Genomic DNA, 15,192 nt, shown 5'->3' with positions numbered 1-15,192 from the left:
CGCAACACAATTCATACCCTTTCAGTATGTACTATTCCCATAGGTTATATGTGAAATAGCGCTCCATCGAGGAAGTCCGTTGTTATGAAAAATTTGAAAGTCAGCCTGGCCTGGCAGATTTTGATCGCCATGGTGCTGGGCATTTTGCTGGGGAGTTACCTGCATTATCACAGTGACAGCCGCGAATGGCTGGTAGTTAACCTGCTGTCTCCGGCAGGGGATATCTTTATCCACCTGATCAAAATGATTGTTGTGCCGATAGTTATCTCCACGTTGATCGTCGGTATTGCCGGGGTCGGTGATGCCAAACAGCTGGGTCGTATTGGCGCCAAAACCATTATCTATTTCGAAGTGATCACCACCGTGGCAATTATCCTCGGCATCACGCTGGCGAATGTGTTCCAGCCTGGTACCGGTGTCGATATGTCGCAGCTGGCGACCGTGGATATTTCGAAATATCAAAGTACAACCGCAGAAGTGCAGAGCCACGCGCATGGCCTGATGGGTACGATTTTGTCACTGGTGCCGACCAACATCGTTGCGTCGATGGCGAAAGGTGACATGCTGCCGATTATCTTCTTCTCGGTGCTGTTTGGTCTGGGCCTGTCTTCACTGCCGGCCACTCACCGCGAACCGCTGGTGACCGTGTTCCGTTCCATCTCTGAAACGATGTTTAAAGTGACGCACATGGTGATGCGTTATGCGCCGGTCGGTGTCTTTGCGCTGATCGCCGTCACCGTGGCGAACTTCGGTTTTGCCTCCCTGTGGCCGCTGGCGAAGCTGGTGCTGCTGGTGCATTTCGCCATCCTGTTCTTCGCGCTGGTGGTGCTCGGTATCGTGGCGCGCGTGTGCGGTTTGAGCATCTGGATCCTGATTCGTATCCTGAAAGACGAACTGATTCTGGCCTACTCTACCGCCAGCTCTGAGAGCGTACTGCCGCGTATCATTGAGAAGATGGAAGCCTATGGCGCACCGGCCTCCATCACCAGTTTTGTGGTGCCGACCGGGTATTCGTTCAACCTTGACGGTTCGACGCTGTACCAGAGTATCGCCGCGATTTTTATCGCCCAGCTGTACGGCATTGACCTGTCGTTGTGGCAGGAAATCGTACTGGTGCTGACGCTGATGGTGACCTCGAAAGGGATCGCGGGTGTGCCGGGCGTGTCGTTTGTGGTGTTGTTGGCTACGCTGGGTAGCGTGGGTATTCCGCTGGAAGGTCTGGCATTTATCGCCGGTGTTGACCGTATCCTCGACATGGCGCGTACTGCGCTGAACGTGGTGGGTAACGCGTTGGCGGTACTGGTTATCGCCAAGTGGGAACACAAATTTGACCGTAAAAAAGCGCTGGCCTATGAGCGCGAAGTATTGGGCAAATTTGATAAGACCGCCGTGTAGGCCGGATAAGGCAACGCCGCCATCCGGCAACCCGCTCTGGATTGCCGGATGGCGCTATGCTTATCAGGCAATCCACCTTCACTACCCGTTCGTTAACTTATCAAACTCTTCGCAGCCGGTATCAAACCCTTCCGTACAGCTCAGATTCAACCAGTGCAGCGCCTTCTGTTTATTCTTTTCAATAAAACCCTGCTCACCGTTTAAGAACATCATCCCGGCCCAGTACTCGGAATACCCGGTACGCGAAATGGCCGAGCTGCGTTTGAAATACCAGGTGGCTTTGTCATCGTCTGCGGGAATGCCTACGCCGTTGGCGTAAATCAGGCCGAGCAGCATCTGCGCATCAACGGCTGAGTCGCTCTCCAGATTCTCCGAGGCGTTTTGTAACAGCGTAATGGCTTTGGGGTAATCGGTATGCCCCGCCTGGGTATTGACCAGGATGCGTGCCAGTGTAATTTCGCCGCTCTTACTGCCCGCCTGGGCCGCTTTTTCAGCCAGCGTTTTGGCTTGCGGATAATCCAGACTGACTGGATTGGTAATTTTAATTTGTGCCAACAGAGCCCAGGCGTCCGAATCGCCATTGTCGGCAGCCTTTTGCGCCCAGTATTCGGCTTTACTCAAATCGCCTGAACTAAACCAGGTATCGGCGAGAAAGTATTGTGCGCGTCTGTCTCCAGCCTCTGCGGCCTTCAGGAACTGGCTACCTGGTTCTTCGGCATGGGCAAAACATGTCAATAACACCATCAAGGCGAAAAGTCGTTTCATCTTATTTTTAGATTTAGAGTAGGGAACGAACAGTATAGAGAGATTATTTGCATAAAAAAACGGCCTCCGAATGGAGACCGTTGTAAGGAAAATGCCTGATGGCGATGCCAACGCATCTTATCAGGCCTACAGTGGAAACAGGTCGTAGGCCGGATAAGGCATTCATGCCGCCATCCGGCAGATCAGCCCATCGCGCTTTCGCGCAGACTGGCTTTCAGCTTGGTGTACTCATCAATCACATACTGCTCGGCAGCACGCTGATCGGCAATGCGCTCAACGTTGACGGCACAGTACTTGTACTCTGGCGTTTTGGTAATCGGACTCAGGTTCTCGGTGACCAGTTCATTACAGGCCCCAATCCACCACTGGTAGGTCATGTAAATCGCGCCTTTGTTCGGACGATCGCTGACTGCTGCACGCGTGATGACACGACCTTTGCGCGAGTTAACCCACACCAGCTCTTCATCCTGAATACCCAGACGTTCAGCATCGGCGGTGTTGATCTGGGCGTAGCCCGGTTCATCCGCTAATGCCGCCAGCGCCGCACAGTTGCCGGTCATTGAACGGCAAGAGTAGTGGCCGACTTCGCGCACCGTCGACAGGACCATCGGGTACTCGTCGGTCAGCTTGTCGATTGGCGCAACCCAGTCGCAGGTAAAGAACTGTGCCAGACCGTTCGGGGTGTCAAACTTCTCTTTGAAGAGGTAAGACGTGCCCTGATCGGCATCCGAGGTGTCGCGACAAGGCCACTGGATATAGCCCAGTTCGCCCATCTTCTCGTAGGTGGCGCCGTAGAAATCCGGGCACAGGCCGCGCAACTCATCCCAGATTTCCTGGGTGTTGTTGTAGTGCATCGGGTAGCCCATACGGGTAGCAATTTCACTGATAATCTGCCAGTCCGTTTTCAGATCCCACTTCGGCTCAACCGCTTTAAAGAAGCGCTGGAAGCCACGGTCAGCCGCAGAGTAGACGCCTTCATGCTCACCCCATGACGTAGACGGTAAAATAACGTCTGCGGCAGCGGCGGTTTTGGTCATGAAGATATCCTGCACGATGACCAGTTCCAGATCCGCAAAACCTTTGCGCACTGCGGACAGTTCAGCATCGGTCTGTAATGGATCTTCACCCATAATGTACGCCGCGCGCACTTCGCCATGCGCCGCACGGTGCGGCAGCTCGCTGATGCGGTAGCCGGTATGGGCAGGCAGGCTTTCTACGCCCCAGGCTTTAGCAAACTTCTCGCGGTTTTCCGGGAACTTAACGTACTGATAGCCCGGATAGGTATCCGGCAGCGCACCCATGTCGCACGCGCCCTGAACGTTGTTCTGGCCACGAACCGGGTTAACGCCCACGCTTGGCTTACCGAGGTTGCCGGTCAGCATGGCGAGGCTGGTCAGTGAACGCACGGTTTCCACGCCCTGATAGAACTGGGTCACGCCCATGCCCCACAGGATAGCCGCGCTTTTTGCCGATGCATACATACGCGCAGCCTGACGAATTTCCTGCGCGCTCACGCCAGTAATGTCTTCGACGGACTCCGGCGTATAGCCTTCGACAATCTTGCTGTACTCTTCGAAGCCTTCCGTACGTGAGGCCACGAACGCCTGGTCGTACAGTTTTTCTTCGATGATGACATGACCCATAGCGTTGAGCAGCGCGATATTCGAGCCGTTTCTTAACGCTATGTGCATGTCGGCAATGCGCGCGGTTTCAATTTTGCGCGGATCGCAGACGATAATTTTCGCCCCGTTACGTTTAGCGTTAATCACGTGATTCGCCACGATAGGGTGGGAATCCGCCGGGTTGTACCCGAAAATAAACACTAAATCGGTGTTATCAATTTCGTTAATCGCATTACTCATTGCGCCGTTACCGACCGATTGGTGCAGACCTGCAACCGAAGGGCCGTGTCAGACGCGAGCGCAGCAGTCAACGTTATTGGTACCAATAACGGCGCGTGCGAATTTTTGCATTACATAGTTGGTTTCATTACCCGTTCCGCGAGATGAACCGGTCGTCTGAATAGCATCCGGGCCATACTTCGCTTTGATGGCGCTCAGGCGAGTTGCCACGTAATCCAGCGCTTCATCCCAGGAAACAGATTCCAGTTTGCCGCCACGTTGGCGACGGATCATTGGGGTTTTCAGGCGAGGGGTTAGGATCTGGGTATCGTTGATAAAATCCCAGCCATAATAGCCCTTCAGACACAGGGTACCCTGGTTGGTTTTCCCCTGCGCCGCCTCAGCCCGGACGATTTTGCCGTTATCGACCACCAGGTTGATTTTGCAACCTGATGCGCAATATGGGCAAACCGTGACGACTTTTTTCATCGGTCTCGCTCCAGTTAATCAAATCGCGCATACGCGCTTGTCGTTTTTGTTATGCATCTTTTATGCCATGTTTTTAGCAGGGGCATTGGCCGATAATACGGGCATCATTTGCGCAAAACCCTGACGAAAAACAGGCTGTCGTCATATTTGACGTGACGAATCCTACAAGTGTGACGGCCCGGCAGTGTGACCGGGGCTATGTTTCCCGCACGTCCTTGTGCCTTATCGCTGTCACTCTGTGCAGAATCATTCACACTCATTTGAGTTGGCGCGAGATGGGGAAAAACAATGAAGCCGGCGATACTGGTTGTGGATGATGACGTAACAATCTGCGCACTCCTGGAGGATGTGCTGAGCGAACACGTCTTTGCCGTGACGGCCTGTCATTCCGGACAGGCGGCGTTGCGCTGCATTGAGACTCAGCCGGATATTGCGCTGGTTTTACTGGATATGGTGCTGCCCGACACCAACGGCCTGATGGTGCTGCAACAGGTGCAAAAGATGAGGCCGGGCCTGCCGGTAGTGATGCTCACAGGAATGGGCAGTGAGTCGGATGTGGTGGTCGGGCTGGAAATGGGCGCTGATGATTACATCGGTAAACCGTTCAATGCGCGGGTGCTGGTGGCGCGGGTGAAGGCGGTGCTCAGACGCGTAGGCGTGCTCACGCCTGAAGGCTCGGGTGCGCAAACCACCGGGCTTTCCTTTAATGGCTGGCATCTGGATACCGCGGGCTGCCAGTTGCGTAATCCCCAGCAGTTGAAAGTCGACCTGACGCAGGGTGAATACAGCCTGCTGCTGGCGTTGGCACAAAATGCCCGGCGGGTGCTGAGCCGCGAGCAGCTGCTGGAACTGACGCGCAGCGATAGCGTCGAGGTGTTTGATCGCACCATCGACGTGTTAATCATGCGACTGCGGCGCAAAATAGAAGCCAACCCGCATCAGCCTATGCTGATTAAAACCCTGCGCGGGTTGGGATACGTGTTTGCCGCTGACGTCCAGCATCACGAAAAAGCGGCGTGATCGTGTGCAGTTGCCGGATGCGGCGTAAACGCCTTATCCAGCCTACAAAAGCGATAATGGCTACGTAGGCCTGATAAGCGCAGCGCATCAGGCATCAGCCATCCCAGCTTTTAACTCTGCCAGCGTTTTCGCGCCGTCGATGGCATTGGCGCACAGCAAACTGGCCCGCGCGCAGGCGTGCGCCAGCCGGATACTCCCTTCCAGCGACCAGTGCTCATGGCAGCCGTACAAAAATCCGGCGCAAAATGCATCCCCCGCACCGACGCTGCCGACGATCTCCTCCTGCGCCAGATACTGCGAAGGGATCCATGTGCCGTCTCGATCCGGCGTTTCGCCCCAGGCGCCTTCCGGGCAGTGGATCACCACCCGCTGGCGCACGCCCGCGTCCAGCAGCTCACGTGCAGCGCTGGCGATGTGCGGGATATGCAGCTCACCGTTAGGCTGGCGGATCGCCAGCCCGCTGAATTCCCCGGCCTCCAGCTCGTTGATCACCAGATAATCGAGATGACGGAGCGCTGGCATTACCAGCGGCTGATAGCGCGGATCGCCCTTGCGCGACACCAGGTCCAGCGATGTTTCAAACCCGTTATCGCGCATTTGCGCCAGTAGCCGAGCGCTGCGCGTGCCAAAGGTATCATCCGGCTTGTCCAGGCTGTCGAGCAGCAGCAGATAGCCGAGATGGAAAATTTTCATCGTGCTATCAAGCTGCTCAAAGGCGGGAAGATCCAGCAGCCGGTTTGCGCCGGGAGAATGAAAAAAAGTGCGCTGGCCGCTCGGGTCGGTCATCACCTGCGACATCGAGGTGGGGGCGGACGTGGTGCGCTGCACGTGCTGGCGATTCACGTGATACTGCTCGAGCATCGCCATAATGTAGTCGCCATCGCTGTCCTGACCGATCAATCCCACCGCCTGCAGCGGCAGCCCGGTGTGCATTTTCGCCAGCGTCAGCAGCACGTTCAGAGGCGCACCGCCGGTAGCGCGTTCGCTGTGGGTGATCTCCGCCAGCCAACCGCATTCCGGCCACTGCACAATTTGATGCACATGATCGACCAGCATGTTGCCTGCGGCGATAATGCCTCTGCGTTCCATCAGGCCTGCCCCGCGCTGCCAAAGATGCGCATCTGTTCGGAGACGGTATCGGTAATGGCCTCTTCGATACCCAACAGCAGCTCAGCAAATTCGTCGTACAGCGGCTGGCGGTTGTTCATCCGCGACTCCACCGCCGCCAGCGCCGCCTGTGACATACCGGTATAGAAGTTGATTTTGTGGATGCCAAGCTCGATGGCGCGACGGAAATCGTCGTCGCTAATGCCGGAGCCGCCGTGCAGTACCAGCGGGATTGCCGCCTGCTGTCGAATGGCGTCCAGCCGCGGGAAGTCGAGTTTGGGGTCGCCTTTGTACTTGCCGTGGGCATTGCCAATGGCGACGGCTAAGGCATCAATGCCGGTTCTGTCGACGAAATCCCGTGCCAGCATCGGGTCGGTAAACAGCGACTCGTCGGCATGGCCGTACAGCGCTCCGCCTTCATCGCCGCCGACGGCCCCCAGCTCTGCTTCCACCGACACGCCGACGGCGTGGCACATCTTCACCACCTCGCGGGTCTGGCGAATATTCTCCTCGTACTCCAGCGTAGAACCATCGAACATCACCGAGCTGAAGCCTAAGCGCAGCGCCCGCACCACCGACTCAAAATGCAGGCCGTGATCTAGGTTAAGCACCACCGGAATGTCATGGCGTGCGGCTTCGAACTTTACCGCTTCGACCAGAGAATCCAGCGAGATATATTTAAAATGCACTTCGGCAATGTTGATAATAAATGGCGATCGTTCCTGCTTCGCGGCGGCAAACAGCGCACGCAGGAAGTGCGAATCCAGAACGTTAAACGCGCCTAAGGCATAGCGGTGCTCGCGGGCATGGGCGAGGCCATCGGCGAGGGAAATCAACGGCATAATGCGCTCCTTGGTTAGCGGAACAGGCGATATTCGTTACACAACACCAGCAGCGCCGGTTCGTCTTCTTCAATGTCGTTATAGCGGGCGATGGGTTGCAGGAAATGGTTATCGTGATCGTCGTCGTTAACCGAAGAAACTTCGCCAACCAGCACGTCGCCAAACCCTTCTTCGGCCCAGAAGCTATGATACAGACCGGGCGTCAGGCAGATGCTTTCCCCTGGCGTCAGGCGCAGCTGGCTGCCCGCTGCGTGCGTTTGCCGGCAGCCGTCAATCACTACGCTGACGTCGCTGTCTTCCGTTTGTTCTCTGACTCCGGCGTTCCACAGTTCCACAATCAAATTACCGCCGCCGCGATTGATAATGTCTTCGCGTTTGCGCCAGTGAAAATGCATGGGTGTCACCTGGCCATCGCGGACGTGCATGATTTTTTCGGCGTAGCATTTCTCATAGGGCATGCCTTTTGGTGAACCATTACGCAGGGTAAACAGCGTTAAGCCCAGGGCGGCAAAGTTATCACCGCCGAATGCGGTGACGTCCCAGCCGAGTTTGAGGTCAAAGACTTCACTCCAGGCTCCGGCGTCGAGTTTGCGCCATTGGGTGGGTGGGAAGCTGGCGAAGGGTGGGAGATGCACGTCGTGCAAGGAAAAAAACTGGCGCGTGTGACCCAGAATCTCATTTATTGCGGAGCGTTTCATGGACAGAATTCTCCTTAATATAATGCCGGATGGCGCTGCGCTTATCCGGCCTACAAATTCATAGCGATCTTGTAGGCCGGATAAGGCATTTTTGCCGCCATCCGGCGTTGTTGTGGCGACTTATTTCACCGTCCAACCCTTATAGCTGCCGACGTTGTTCTTATCGATCATCGTCACCGGGATCAGCACGGGCTCTTTCGGCGCGGGTTTACCCTGCAATATGTCATAGCCGATTTCGACCGCTTTGGCTGCCATCACCTGCGGATCTTGTGCCGGGGTCGCCACAAATAATGAGTTTTCCCGCTTCAGCGCCTCTTCGCCGTCCGGCGATCCGTCGACGCCGACAATAAAGAATTCACTACGCTGCGCCTGTTTTGCAGCCAGATCGGCCCCGATCGCTGTCGGATCGTTAATGGCGAACACGCCGTCGATCTTCGGATTGGCCGCCAGCAGAGCGGTCATGATCTCCAGCCCGCCTTCACGGCTGCCCTTCGCGTTCTGATTATGCGACAGCACCTTGATGTCCGGGTGGCGTTTGAACTCGGTCTGGCAGCCTTCTACGCGGTTCTGCACGGCGGAAACCGGCGGCCCGTTGATGATAACGACGTTGCCTTTCCCTTTCAGGCGGTCGGTGATGTATTTACAGGCCATTTCGCCGGCCTGGGTGTTGTCGGAGGTGATGGTGGCGTCAGCGCCTTCCGCTGCCACGTCAACGGCGACGACCACAATTCCCGCGTCTTTCGCCCGTTTTACCGCCGGGCCGATGCCTTTGGAATCTGCCGCGTTAAGAATGATCATGTCGACTTTAGCGGCAATAAAGTTGTCTATCTGCGACACCTGTTGACCGAGATCGTAGCCGCTGGACACCAGCGTCACTTTGACGTTATCCCCCGCCAGCTTGCGCGCTTCCAGCTCTGCACCTTTGGTTATCTGCACAAAGAACGGGTTGGCAAGATCGCCGACCGTTACGCCGATGGATTTCAGTTCTTTTGCCTGCACATACGGCGTCGCGGCAAGCAGTGCGCCAGCACAGAGCGCGGTAACTAATGGCTTCAAACGCATACTCGTTTCCTCACGTAGGGTATTGTTGTTATACGCCTGATGGCGCTGCGCTTATCAGGCCTACGAATATGTAGGCCAGTAAGCTTGTCTATGCACTTTGATGGTGTCGGGTACGGTATTTGTCGATTAGCACCGCTATGATGATCACCGCCCCTTTGATCACCAGTTGCCAGAAATAAGACACGCCCATTAGCGTCATGCCGTTATTGAGCGTAGCGATAATCAACGCCCCCACCAGCGTGCCGGTGATGGTGCCGATCCCGCCGACAAAACTGGTGCCGCCGAGGATCACCGCGGCGATGGCGTCCAGCTCATAGCCCATGCCCAAGTTGCCGTTGGCGCTGTACAGTCGCGAGGCGCTCATCACCCCGCCGAGGCCGGAAAGCAGCCCGCTCATGCCGTAGACGAACAGCAGCACCAGCCACACTTTGATACCGGTTAACCGTGCGGCCTGCATGTTGCCGCCCACCGCGTAAATATGAACGCCTAACGTGGTGCGACGCAGAATGAACCAGCACACCGCAATGACCGCCAACGCAATCACCACCAGCCACGGGATCGGCCCGAGGTAGTTGTTACCGATCCACTCGAAGCTGATATTGGAGTTGATAACCGTGGTGCCGTCCGCCAGCAGGTAAGCCGCGCCGCGCAGCGCGGTATAGGTGCCAAGGGTGACGATAAACGGTGGCAGTCCGGCAAAGGCGACCAGTGCGCCGTTAAACAGCCCCAGTGCCAGGCCAAGCATCAATGCCGCCGGAATCGACAACATTGCCAGCTCCGGGATCAGCGACACGACCATCGCCGCCACCGCGGTGGTGCCGAGAATGGAACCGACGGAAAGGTCGATCCCACCGGTGAGAATGATGAAGGTCATCCCCGCTGCCAGCACGATGTTGATCGACGCCTGACGGGTGATGTTGAGCAGGTTACTTTCGGTAAAAAAGTTGGGTGCGATAAAACCAAATACCGCCACAATCAGGATTAAAATGGGCAAGATACCGACCGTTTGCATCAGATCGCCCATCAACATTTTTTTCGCGGAAGCGGATTTGGCCACCGGCTGGGAAGGGGTTGGATTATTCATGGGACACCGCCTGATGATGGGAGTCGTTCACGCCGGTTGCCAGCGTCATAATATTTTCCTGAGTAATGCTTTGTCCGTTCAGCTCACCGGCAATACTGCCTTCGCGCATCACGTACACCCGGTCACTCATGCCGACCACTTCCGGCAGTTCGCTGGAGATCATTAAGATCGCCACACCTTTGCGCGCCATTTCGTTCATGATCCGGTAGATCTCGCTTTTGGCGCCGACGTCCACGCCGCGCGTGGGTTCGTCGAGGATCAAAATGCGTGGGCCAATCGCGACCCAGCGAGAGATAAGTAATTTTTGCTGATTGCCGCCGGACAGTCCGCCCGCGCGGACCTGCGCGTGGGGTACGCGGATGTTGAGCAACTGAATGGCGTCATCGGAGATGGTCTGCGCTTTTTTGCGGTTCAGCATGCCCCAGTTGGCGTCACGCTCCAGCGTGGCCATGGTGATGTTTTCAGCCGCCGCCAGCTCTAAAAACAGCCCCTGTTCTTTGCGGTTCTCGGTCAGAAAGCCGATACCGTGATCGATGGCCTCACGCGGGGAGTGGATCACCACCGGCTCGCCGTCGACTTCAATCATGCCGCTGATGGCTTTGCGCACGCCAAAAATCAGCTGTGCCAACTCGGAGCGACCGGCGCCGACCAGCCCGGCCAGGCCGACAATCTCCCCGGAACGCACCAGTAAACTGCACGGCTGGACTTTGTTGCCATCGGTCAGGTGATGCACGTTCAGGCGCGCCTTGCCTAAAGGGATATCGCGTTCTTTGTTGAACAGATCGCTTAACGGGCGGCCGACCATCATGCGCACCAGTTCAGAGGCGTTAAGCTTGTCGCGGGTCAGGCTGCCGACGTACTGCCCGTCGCGCAACACGCTGACGCGATCCGAAAGTTCATACACTTCCGCCATGCGGTGGCTGATGTAGATAATCGCCATCCCCTCATCACGCAGGCGCATGATCAGCTCAAACAGGCGGTGGGTTTCACGTGAAGAGAGGGCGGCGGTGGGTTCATCCATGACCAGGATGCGGCTGTTACGGTGCAGGGCGCGGGCGATTTCGACCTGCTGCTGCTCGGCGATGGTCAGCGTCATGACCCGATCGCTGGCCTTAAATTGTGCCCCGAGCCGGTCGATGACCTTTTGCGCCTGCATCACCATCTCTTTGCGCTGTACCAAACCACCGCGCGACAGTTCGCTGCCAAGAAAGATATTTTCCGCTACCGTCAGATTTGGCGCGAGCTGCATCTCCTGATAAATCAGCGTGATGCCAGCGCTCAGCGCATCCTTGGGTCCGCGAATATGAAAGGGCTGACCGTCAATTAAGATCTCACCGCTGGTGGCGGTATAGGCCCCGGCGAGGATCTTCATCAGGGTGCTTTTCCCGGCGCCGTTTTCACCCATCAGGGCGTGGATTTCGCCGGACCACACCGTTAAATCGACCCCTTTCAGCGCGTAAAATTTGCCGAATGCTTTGGCAATGTTGCGCATCTCCAGAACCGGTGTCTTGCTCATAACGGATCTCCTGCGGGGTGGCCGATATCAGCAGTCCATCACAGGAATGTAAATGCAAAATGTCAGAAGCCGTTCATATTTGTCATATTGCGATTTTTCTTCATGGAGCGTGATATGCCGCAACCCGGACGTCACTTTTTCGCCAGTGCGCGCGGGCGATTGCTGTTCTTCAATCTGCTGGTGGTGGCGGTCACGCTGATGGTCAGCGGGGTGGCGGTGCTGGGGTTTCAGCACGCCAGCCAGATCCAGGAACAGGTGCAACAGCAAACCGTTGATGACATGACCGGCAGCATGAATCTGGCGCGCGACACGGCGAACGTCGCGACGGCGGCGGTGCGGCTCTCACAGGTCGTGGGGGCGCTGGAATACAAAGGTGAAGCGGAACGGCTACAGGAGACCCAGCGCGCGCTCAAGCATTCGCTGGAACAGCTGGCCAGCGCCCCGCTGGCGCAGCAGGAACCGGGGCTGGTCGAGCGCATTATCCAGCGCAGTAACGAACTGCAAAGCAGTGTGGAAGGCATGCTGCAGCGCGGGCAGTTGCGGCATCTGGAACGTAATGCTCTGCTCAGTTCGTTGTACCAGAATCAAAGTTATTTACGCCATCTGCAAAAACTCACCGGCGCGCAGGATGACGCGCTGCTGAGGCAGATGGACCGCCTGATCGTTGCCGCTATTGAAACGCCGACGCCGCGTTCGGTAATTAAACAGTTGGGCGGCGTGATGCCCGCGCTTGTTCTGCAAAACCCCAGCCAGTTGGTGAGTCGTATTCTTAGCGACTTCAACCTGGAACTGCATAAGCTGGAGCCGCTTTCGTCCGCGCTGGAGCAGAGTGATCTGGCGATCAGCTGGTATATGTTCCATATCAAAGCGCTGGTGGCGATCCTCAACAGCGATATCAACCAGTATGTCTCACAGGTGGCGAGTATCTCCGAGCAGCGGGTGGCGCAAAGCCATCAGGAACTGCAGTCCGGCGTGCTGTTTATCATGATTTTTGCGCTGCTGGCGGTGGTGATCACCGGCTTTGCCGGCTGGTATATCTACCGCAACTTAGGCTCGAACCTGACGGCTATCTCGCGGGCGATGACCCGGCTGGCGCATGGCGAATCGGACGTCAGCGTGCCGGCCCTGCAGCGGCGCGATGAGCTGGGAGAGCTGGCGCGCGCCTTTAGCGTGTTTGCCCGCAATACGGCGTCGCTTGAACACACCACTCGGCTGCTGAAAGAAAAAACGACGCAGATGGAAATCGACCGCACCGAGCGTCAGGGGCTGGAAGAAGCGTTACTGCACAGCCAAAAGCTGAAGGCGGTGGGGCAGTTAACGGGTGGATTAGCGCATGATTTCAATAACTTGCTGGCAGTGATTATTGGCAGCCTGGATTTGGTCAGTCCGGACTCGCCCGATGCGCCACGCATCAACCGGGCGCTAAAAGCCGCCGAGCGCGGGGCGCTACTGACCCAGCGACTGCTGGCTTTTTCGCGCAAGCAATCGTTGCACCCACATGCGGTGGAGCTGAAAACGTTGCTGGAGAACCTGGGGGAGCTGATGCGCCATTCGCTACCGGCGACGCTGACGCTGGAGATTGAAGCGCAGTCACCCGCCTGGCCGGCGTGGATCGACGTCAGCCAGCTGGAAAACGCCATTATTAATCTGGTGATGAACGCCCGTGATGCGATGGACGGGCAGGCGGGTACGATTAAAATTCGCAGCTGGAATCAGCGGGTCACGCGCAGCGACGGACGTAAGCAGGACATGGTGATGCTGGAGGTGGCCGACCAGGGCTGTGGGATGTCGCAGGAGATCAAAGCGCAGGTCTTTGAACCGTTCTTCACCACCAAACAGACCGGCAGCGGCAGCGGACTGGGGCTGTCGATGGTATACGGTTTTGTGCGTCAGTCTGGTGGTCGGGTGGAAATTGAGAGCGCGCCGGGGCAAGGGACCACGGTCCGGTTACAGCTTCCGCGCGCCATTGTGCCGGTGCAGCCTCAGGACATCCCTGTGGTGGAACATGCGGCGAACAGCGGTGAGAAACTGGTGTTGGTGCTCGAAGATGAGGCCGATGTGCGCCAGACGTTGTGTGAGCAGCTCCACCTACTGGGTTATCTGACGCTGGAGGCCGCCAACGGCGAGCAGGCGATGCACTTGCTTGCCGCATCTTCAGAGATCGACATTCTGATCAGCGACCTCATGCTGCCCGGTGGATTAAGCGGCGTGGATGTGGTTAACCATGCGCTAAAGCATTACCCGCAGTTAGCCATCCTTCTGATCAGCGGTCAGGATTTGCGTCCGGCACACAACCCGGCCCTGCCGGAGGTGGCGCTACTGCGAAAACCGTTTACCCGCGGGGAGCTGGCGCAGGCGCTGCGTCATTCGCGCAATTGAGATTCCTCCGCTACTCGTGAGCAAGCGCTTTGATTACCGTGGGGCGAGTTTCTTTTTGAGGCTGGTTTATGACACGCTCCCCGACGATCTTTTTTTTCAGTTTGCTGATGCTGACTACCGTGTCGGCGCAGGCGGATATTATTGATGACGCCATTGGCAATATTCAATGCGCCGTCAGCGATGCCTATAAGCCTGATAATAATCGGGATTACGACGACTCGCGCGACGAAAGCTGGCAACGCCAGGTAAGCGACGATCGCCGCAGGCAATATGACGATCGTCGCCGCCAGTTTGAAGACCGCCGTCGGCAGCTGGATGACCGCCAGCGTCGGCTCGATCAGGAACGGCGTCAGCTGGAAGATGAAGAACGTAGAATGGAAGACGATTACGATCGTTAACGTAGTCTTTCGCTGGCAAGATTATAAACTTCACTACGCTCGCGTTTACCGACGGCAACGACAGCGATGACCAGGGTGTCGTCAATAACTTGATAAACAAGACGGAACCTTGAAGTGCGTAGTTGGATTTTATAGCAATCTTTTATTCCCCTGAGCTTCGCGGAGGGGACATGCGGATTTTCACCGCATTTCTTAAGTTCTTTGGCAAACTGCTGCTGAATGGTTTTATCCAATTTTTGCCATTCTTTCAGCGCATCTTCCCTGAACTTTACCGTATAACTCATAAATAGCTGTCCAGATCAACATCCACCAGTGGCTGTTGGCTCCGTTCATGGACTAATTTAACCAGTTGCTGATCGTCCAGCGCATCAAGCATTTTTTCGTAAAGCTCAGCGGGAACACAATAAAAGGCGGGCTGGTTACGGTTCAGGATTGCGACCGGAAACCCATCCCCTGCGCTAACAGTCGCCATCGGGTTCTTTTTTAGCTCACTCACGCTGGCGGTGGTGTCGCTTAAAATGATATGTGGCATAATCGCTCCTTAAGACCATTTAACTGGTCTTAATATAGGATGGGAAAGACCTGTTAACAAGTCT

The 15,192-nt window shown here is 56.4% G+C and carries 14 protein-coding genes; 4 read left to right on the top strand and 10 right to left on the bottom strand.

Translation table 11 applies throughout. From position 1 onward, the window contains the following. Positions 1 to 84: 84 nt before the first annotated feature. Positions 85 to 1,395, top strand: a complete 1,311-nt coding sequence (gene gltP / locus M2374_RS19685) for a glutamate/aspartate:proton symporter GltP (protein ID WP_096758683.1) — start codon at positions 85 to 87, stop codon at positions 1,393 to 1,395. Between the two features lie 81 nt (positions 1,396 to 1,476). On the opposite strand, the gene yjcO is transcribed toward gltP, so the two are convergent. Both yjcO and fdhF read right to left on the bottom strand, forming a co-directional pair. After that, positions 1,477 to 2,160, bottom strand: coding sequence for a Sel1 family TPR-like repeat protein YjcO (gene yjcO / locus M2374_RS19680; protein WP_117343592.1), 684 nt, complete (start codon positions 2,158 to 2,160; stop codon positions 1,477 to 1,479). Between the two features lie 182 nt (positions 2,161 to 2,342). After that, complete coding sequence (fdhF, locus tag M2374_RS19675; protein ID WP_115259684.1) at positions 2,343 to 4,490, bottom strand: formate dehydrogenase subunit alpha; 2,148 nt, start codon at positions 4,488 to 4,490, stop codon at positions 2,343 to 2,345. A 288-nt stretch (positions 4,491 to 4,778) separates the two neighbouring features. Between fdhF and M2374_RS19670 the strand changes: the two genes are divergently transcribed. Beyond that, positions 4,779 to 5,510 (top strand): response regulator, encoded by a 732-nt coding sequence (locus M2374_RS19670; RefSeq protein WP_181688557.1) that lies wholly within the window; start codon positions 4,779 to 4,781, stop codon positions 5,508 to 5,510. 87 nt (positions 5,511 to 5,597) lie between these two features. Here the strand turns inward: M2374_RS19670 and M2374_RS19665 are convergent, their stop codons facing one another. The 6 genes from M2374_RS19665 to M2374_RS19640 all read right to left on the bottom strand — a co-directional run bounded on the left by M2374_RS19665 (position 5,598) and on the right by M2374_RS19640 (position 11,819). Next, positions 5,598 to 6,602, bottom strand: coding sequence for a carbohydrate kinase family protein (locus M2374_RS19665; protein ID WP_117343590.1), 1,005 nt, complete (start codon positions 6,600 to 6,602; stop codon positions 5,598 to 5,600). Beyond that, entirely contained in the window at positions 6,599 to 7,459 is an 861-nt protein-coding gene (locus M2374_RS19660; protein WP_117343589.1) for a ketose 1,6-bisphosphate aldolase, read from the bottom strand. The genes M2374_RS19665 and M2374_RS19660 overlap by 4 nt, the downstream gene beginning before the upstream one ends. A 14-nt stretch (positions 7,460 to 7,473) precedes the next feature. Next, on the bottom strand, positions 7,474 to 8,157 hold the full coding sequence (locus M2374_RS19655; protein WP_115259680.1) for a D-lyxose/D-mannose family sugar isomerase: 684 nt from the start codon (positions 8,155 to 8,157) through the stop codon (positions 7,474 to 7,476). A gap of 120 nt (positions 8,158 to 8,277) precedes the next feature. Beyond that, positions 8,278 to 9,219, bottom strand: coding sequence for an ABC transporter substrate-binding protein (locus M2374_RS19650; protein ID WP_096758671.1), 942 nt, complete (start codon positions 9,217 to 9,219; stop codon positions 8,278 to 8,280). An 88-nt stretch (positions 9,220 to 9,307) separates the two neighbouring features. Beyond that, positions 9,308 to 10,303: an ABC transporter permease subunit gene (locus tag M2374_RS19645; RefSeq protein ID WP_096758670.1), complete on the bottom strand. Its 996-nt coding sequence runs from the start codon at positions 10,301 to 10,303 to the stop codon at positions 9,308 to 9,310. Then, complete coding sequence (locus M2374_RS19640; protein WP_096758669.1) at positions 10,296 to 11,819, bottom strand: sugar ABC transporter ATP-binding protein; 1,524 nt, start codon at positions 11,817 to 11,819, stop codon at positions 10,296 to 10,298. The genes M2374_RS19645 and M2374_RS19640 overlap by 8 nt, the downstream gene beginning before the upstream one ends. A 114-nt stretch (positions 11,820 to 11,933) precedes the next feature. Here M2374_RS19640 and M2374_RS19635 point away from each other — a divergent pair, with 114 nt between their 5' ends. Next, complete coding sequence (locus M2374_RS19635; RefSeq protein ID WP_181688556.1) at positions 11,934 to 14,198, top strand: hybrid sensor histidine kinase/response regulator; 2,265 nt, start codon at positions 11,934 to 11,936, stop codon at positions 14,196 to 14,198. 68 nt (positions 14,199 to 14,266) lie between these two features. Continuing rightward, positions 14,267 to 14,596, top strand: coding sequence for a DDRRRQL repeat protein YjdP (gene yjdP, locus M2374_RS19630; RefSeq protein WP_181688555.1), 330 nt, complete (start codon positions 14,267 to 14,269; stop codon positions 14,594 to 14,596). On the opposite strand, the gene M2374_RS19625 is transcribed toward yjdP, so the two are convergent. Both M2374_RS19625 and M2374_RS19620 read right to left on the bottom strand, forming a co-directional pair. Further along, positions 14,593 to 14,880, bottom strand: coding sequence for a type II toxin-antitoxin system RelE/ParE family toxin (locus M2374_RS19625; protein WP_137399199.1), 288 nt, complete (start codon positions 14,878 to 14,880; stop codon positions 14,593 to 14,595). The two genes, yjdP and M2374_RS19625, sit on opposite strands and share 4 nt — an antisense overlap. Further along, a complete protein-coding gene (locus tag M2374_RS19620; protein WP_006688247.1) occupies positions 14,877 to 15,128 on the bottom strand; it encodes a type II toxin-antitoxin system Phd/YefM family antitoxin in 252 nt (83 codons plus the stop codon). The genes M2374_RS19625 and M2374_RS19620 overlap by 4 nt, the downstream gene beginning before the upstream one ends. Positions 15,129 to 15,192: the final 64 nt, after the last annotated feature.

Source organism: Citrobacter sp. JUb117 (assembly GCF_024809055.1).
In the GTDB taxonomy this organism is placed as follows: domain Bacteria; phylum Pseudomonadota; class Gammaproteobacteria; order Enterobacterales; family Enterobacteriaceae; genus Citrobacter; species Citrobacter gillenii.
The sequence above is the reverse complement of the archived record's forward strand: the minus strand, read 5'-3'. Positions and strand labels throughout refer to the sequence as shown.

Bases quoted from the DNA above. Each gene is read 5' to 3' on its own strand.
- gltP (WP_096758683.1), top strand. From the start codon at position 85: ATGAAAAATTTGAAAGTCAGCCTGGCCTGGCAGATTTTGATCGCCATG.
- yjcO (WP_117343592.1), bottom strand. From the start codon at position 2,160: ATGAAACGACTTTTCGCCTTGATGGTGTTATTGACATGTTTTGCCCAT.
- M2374_RS19670 (WP_181688557.1), top strand. From the start codon at position 4,779: ATGAAGCCGGCGATACTGGTTGTGGATGATGACGTAACAATCTGCGCA.
- M2374_RS19660 (WP_117343589.1), bottom strand. From the start codon at position 7,459: ATGCCGTTGATTTCCCTCGCCGATGGCCTCGCCCATGCCCGCGAGCAC.
- M2374_RS19655 (WP_115259680.1), bottom strand. From the start codon at position 8,157: ATGAAACGCTCCGCAATAAATGAGATTCTGGGTCACACGCGCCAGTTT.
- M2374_RS19650 (WP_096758671.1), bottom strand. From the start codon at position 9,219: ATGCGTTTGAAGCCATTAGTTACCGCGCTCTGTGCTGGCGCACTGCTT.
- M2374_RS19645 (WP_096758670.1), bottom strand. From the start codon at position 10,303: ATGAATAATCCAACCCCTTCCCAGCCGGTGGCCAAATCCGCTTCCGCG.
- M2374_RS19640 (WP_096758669.1), bottom strand. From the start codon at position 11,819: ATGAGCAAGACACCGGTTCTGGAGATGCGCAACATTGCCAAAGCATTC.
- M2374_RS19635 (WP_181688556.1), top strand. From the start codon at position 11,934: ATGCCGCAACCCGGACGTCACTTTTTCGCCAGTGCGCGCGGGCGATTG.
- yjdP (WP_181688555.1), top strand. From the start codon at position 14,267: ATGACACGCTCCCCGACGATCTTTTTTTTCAGTTTGCTGATGCTGACT.
- M2374_RS19625 (WP_137399199.1), bottom strand. From the start codon at position 14,880: ATGAGTTATACGGTAAAGTTCAGGGAAGATGCGCTGAAAGAATGGCAA.
- M2374_RS19620 (WP_006688247.1), bottom strand. From the start codon at position 15,128: ATGCCACATATCATTTTAAGCGACACCACCGCCAGCGTGAGTGAGCTA.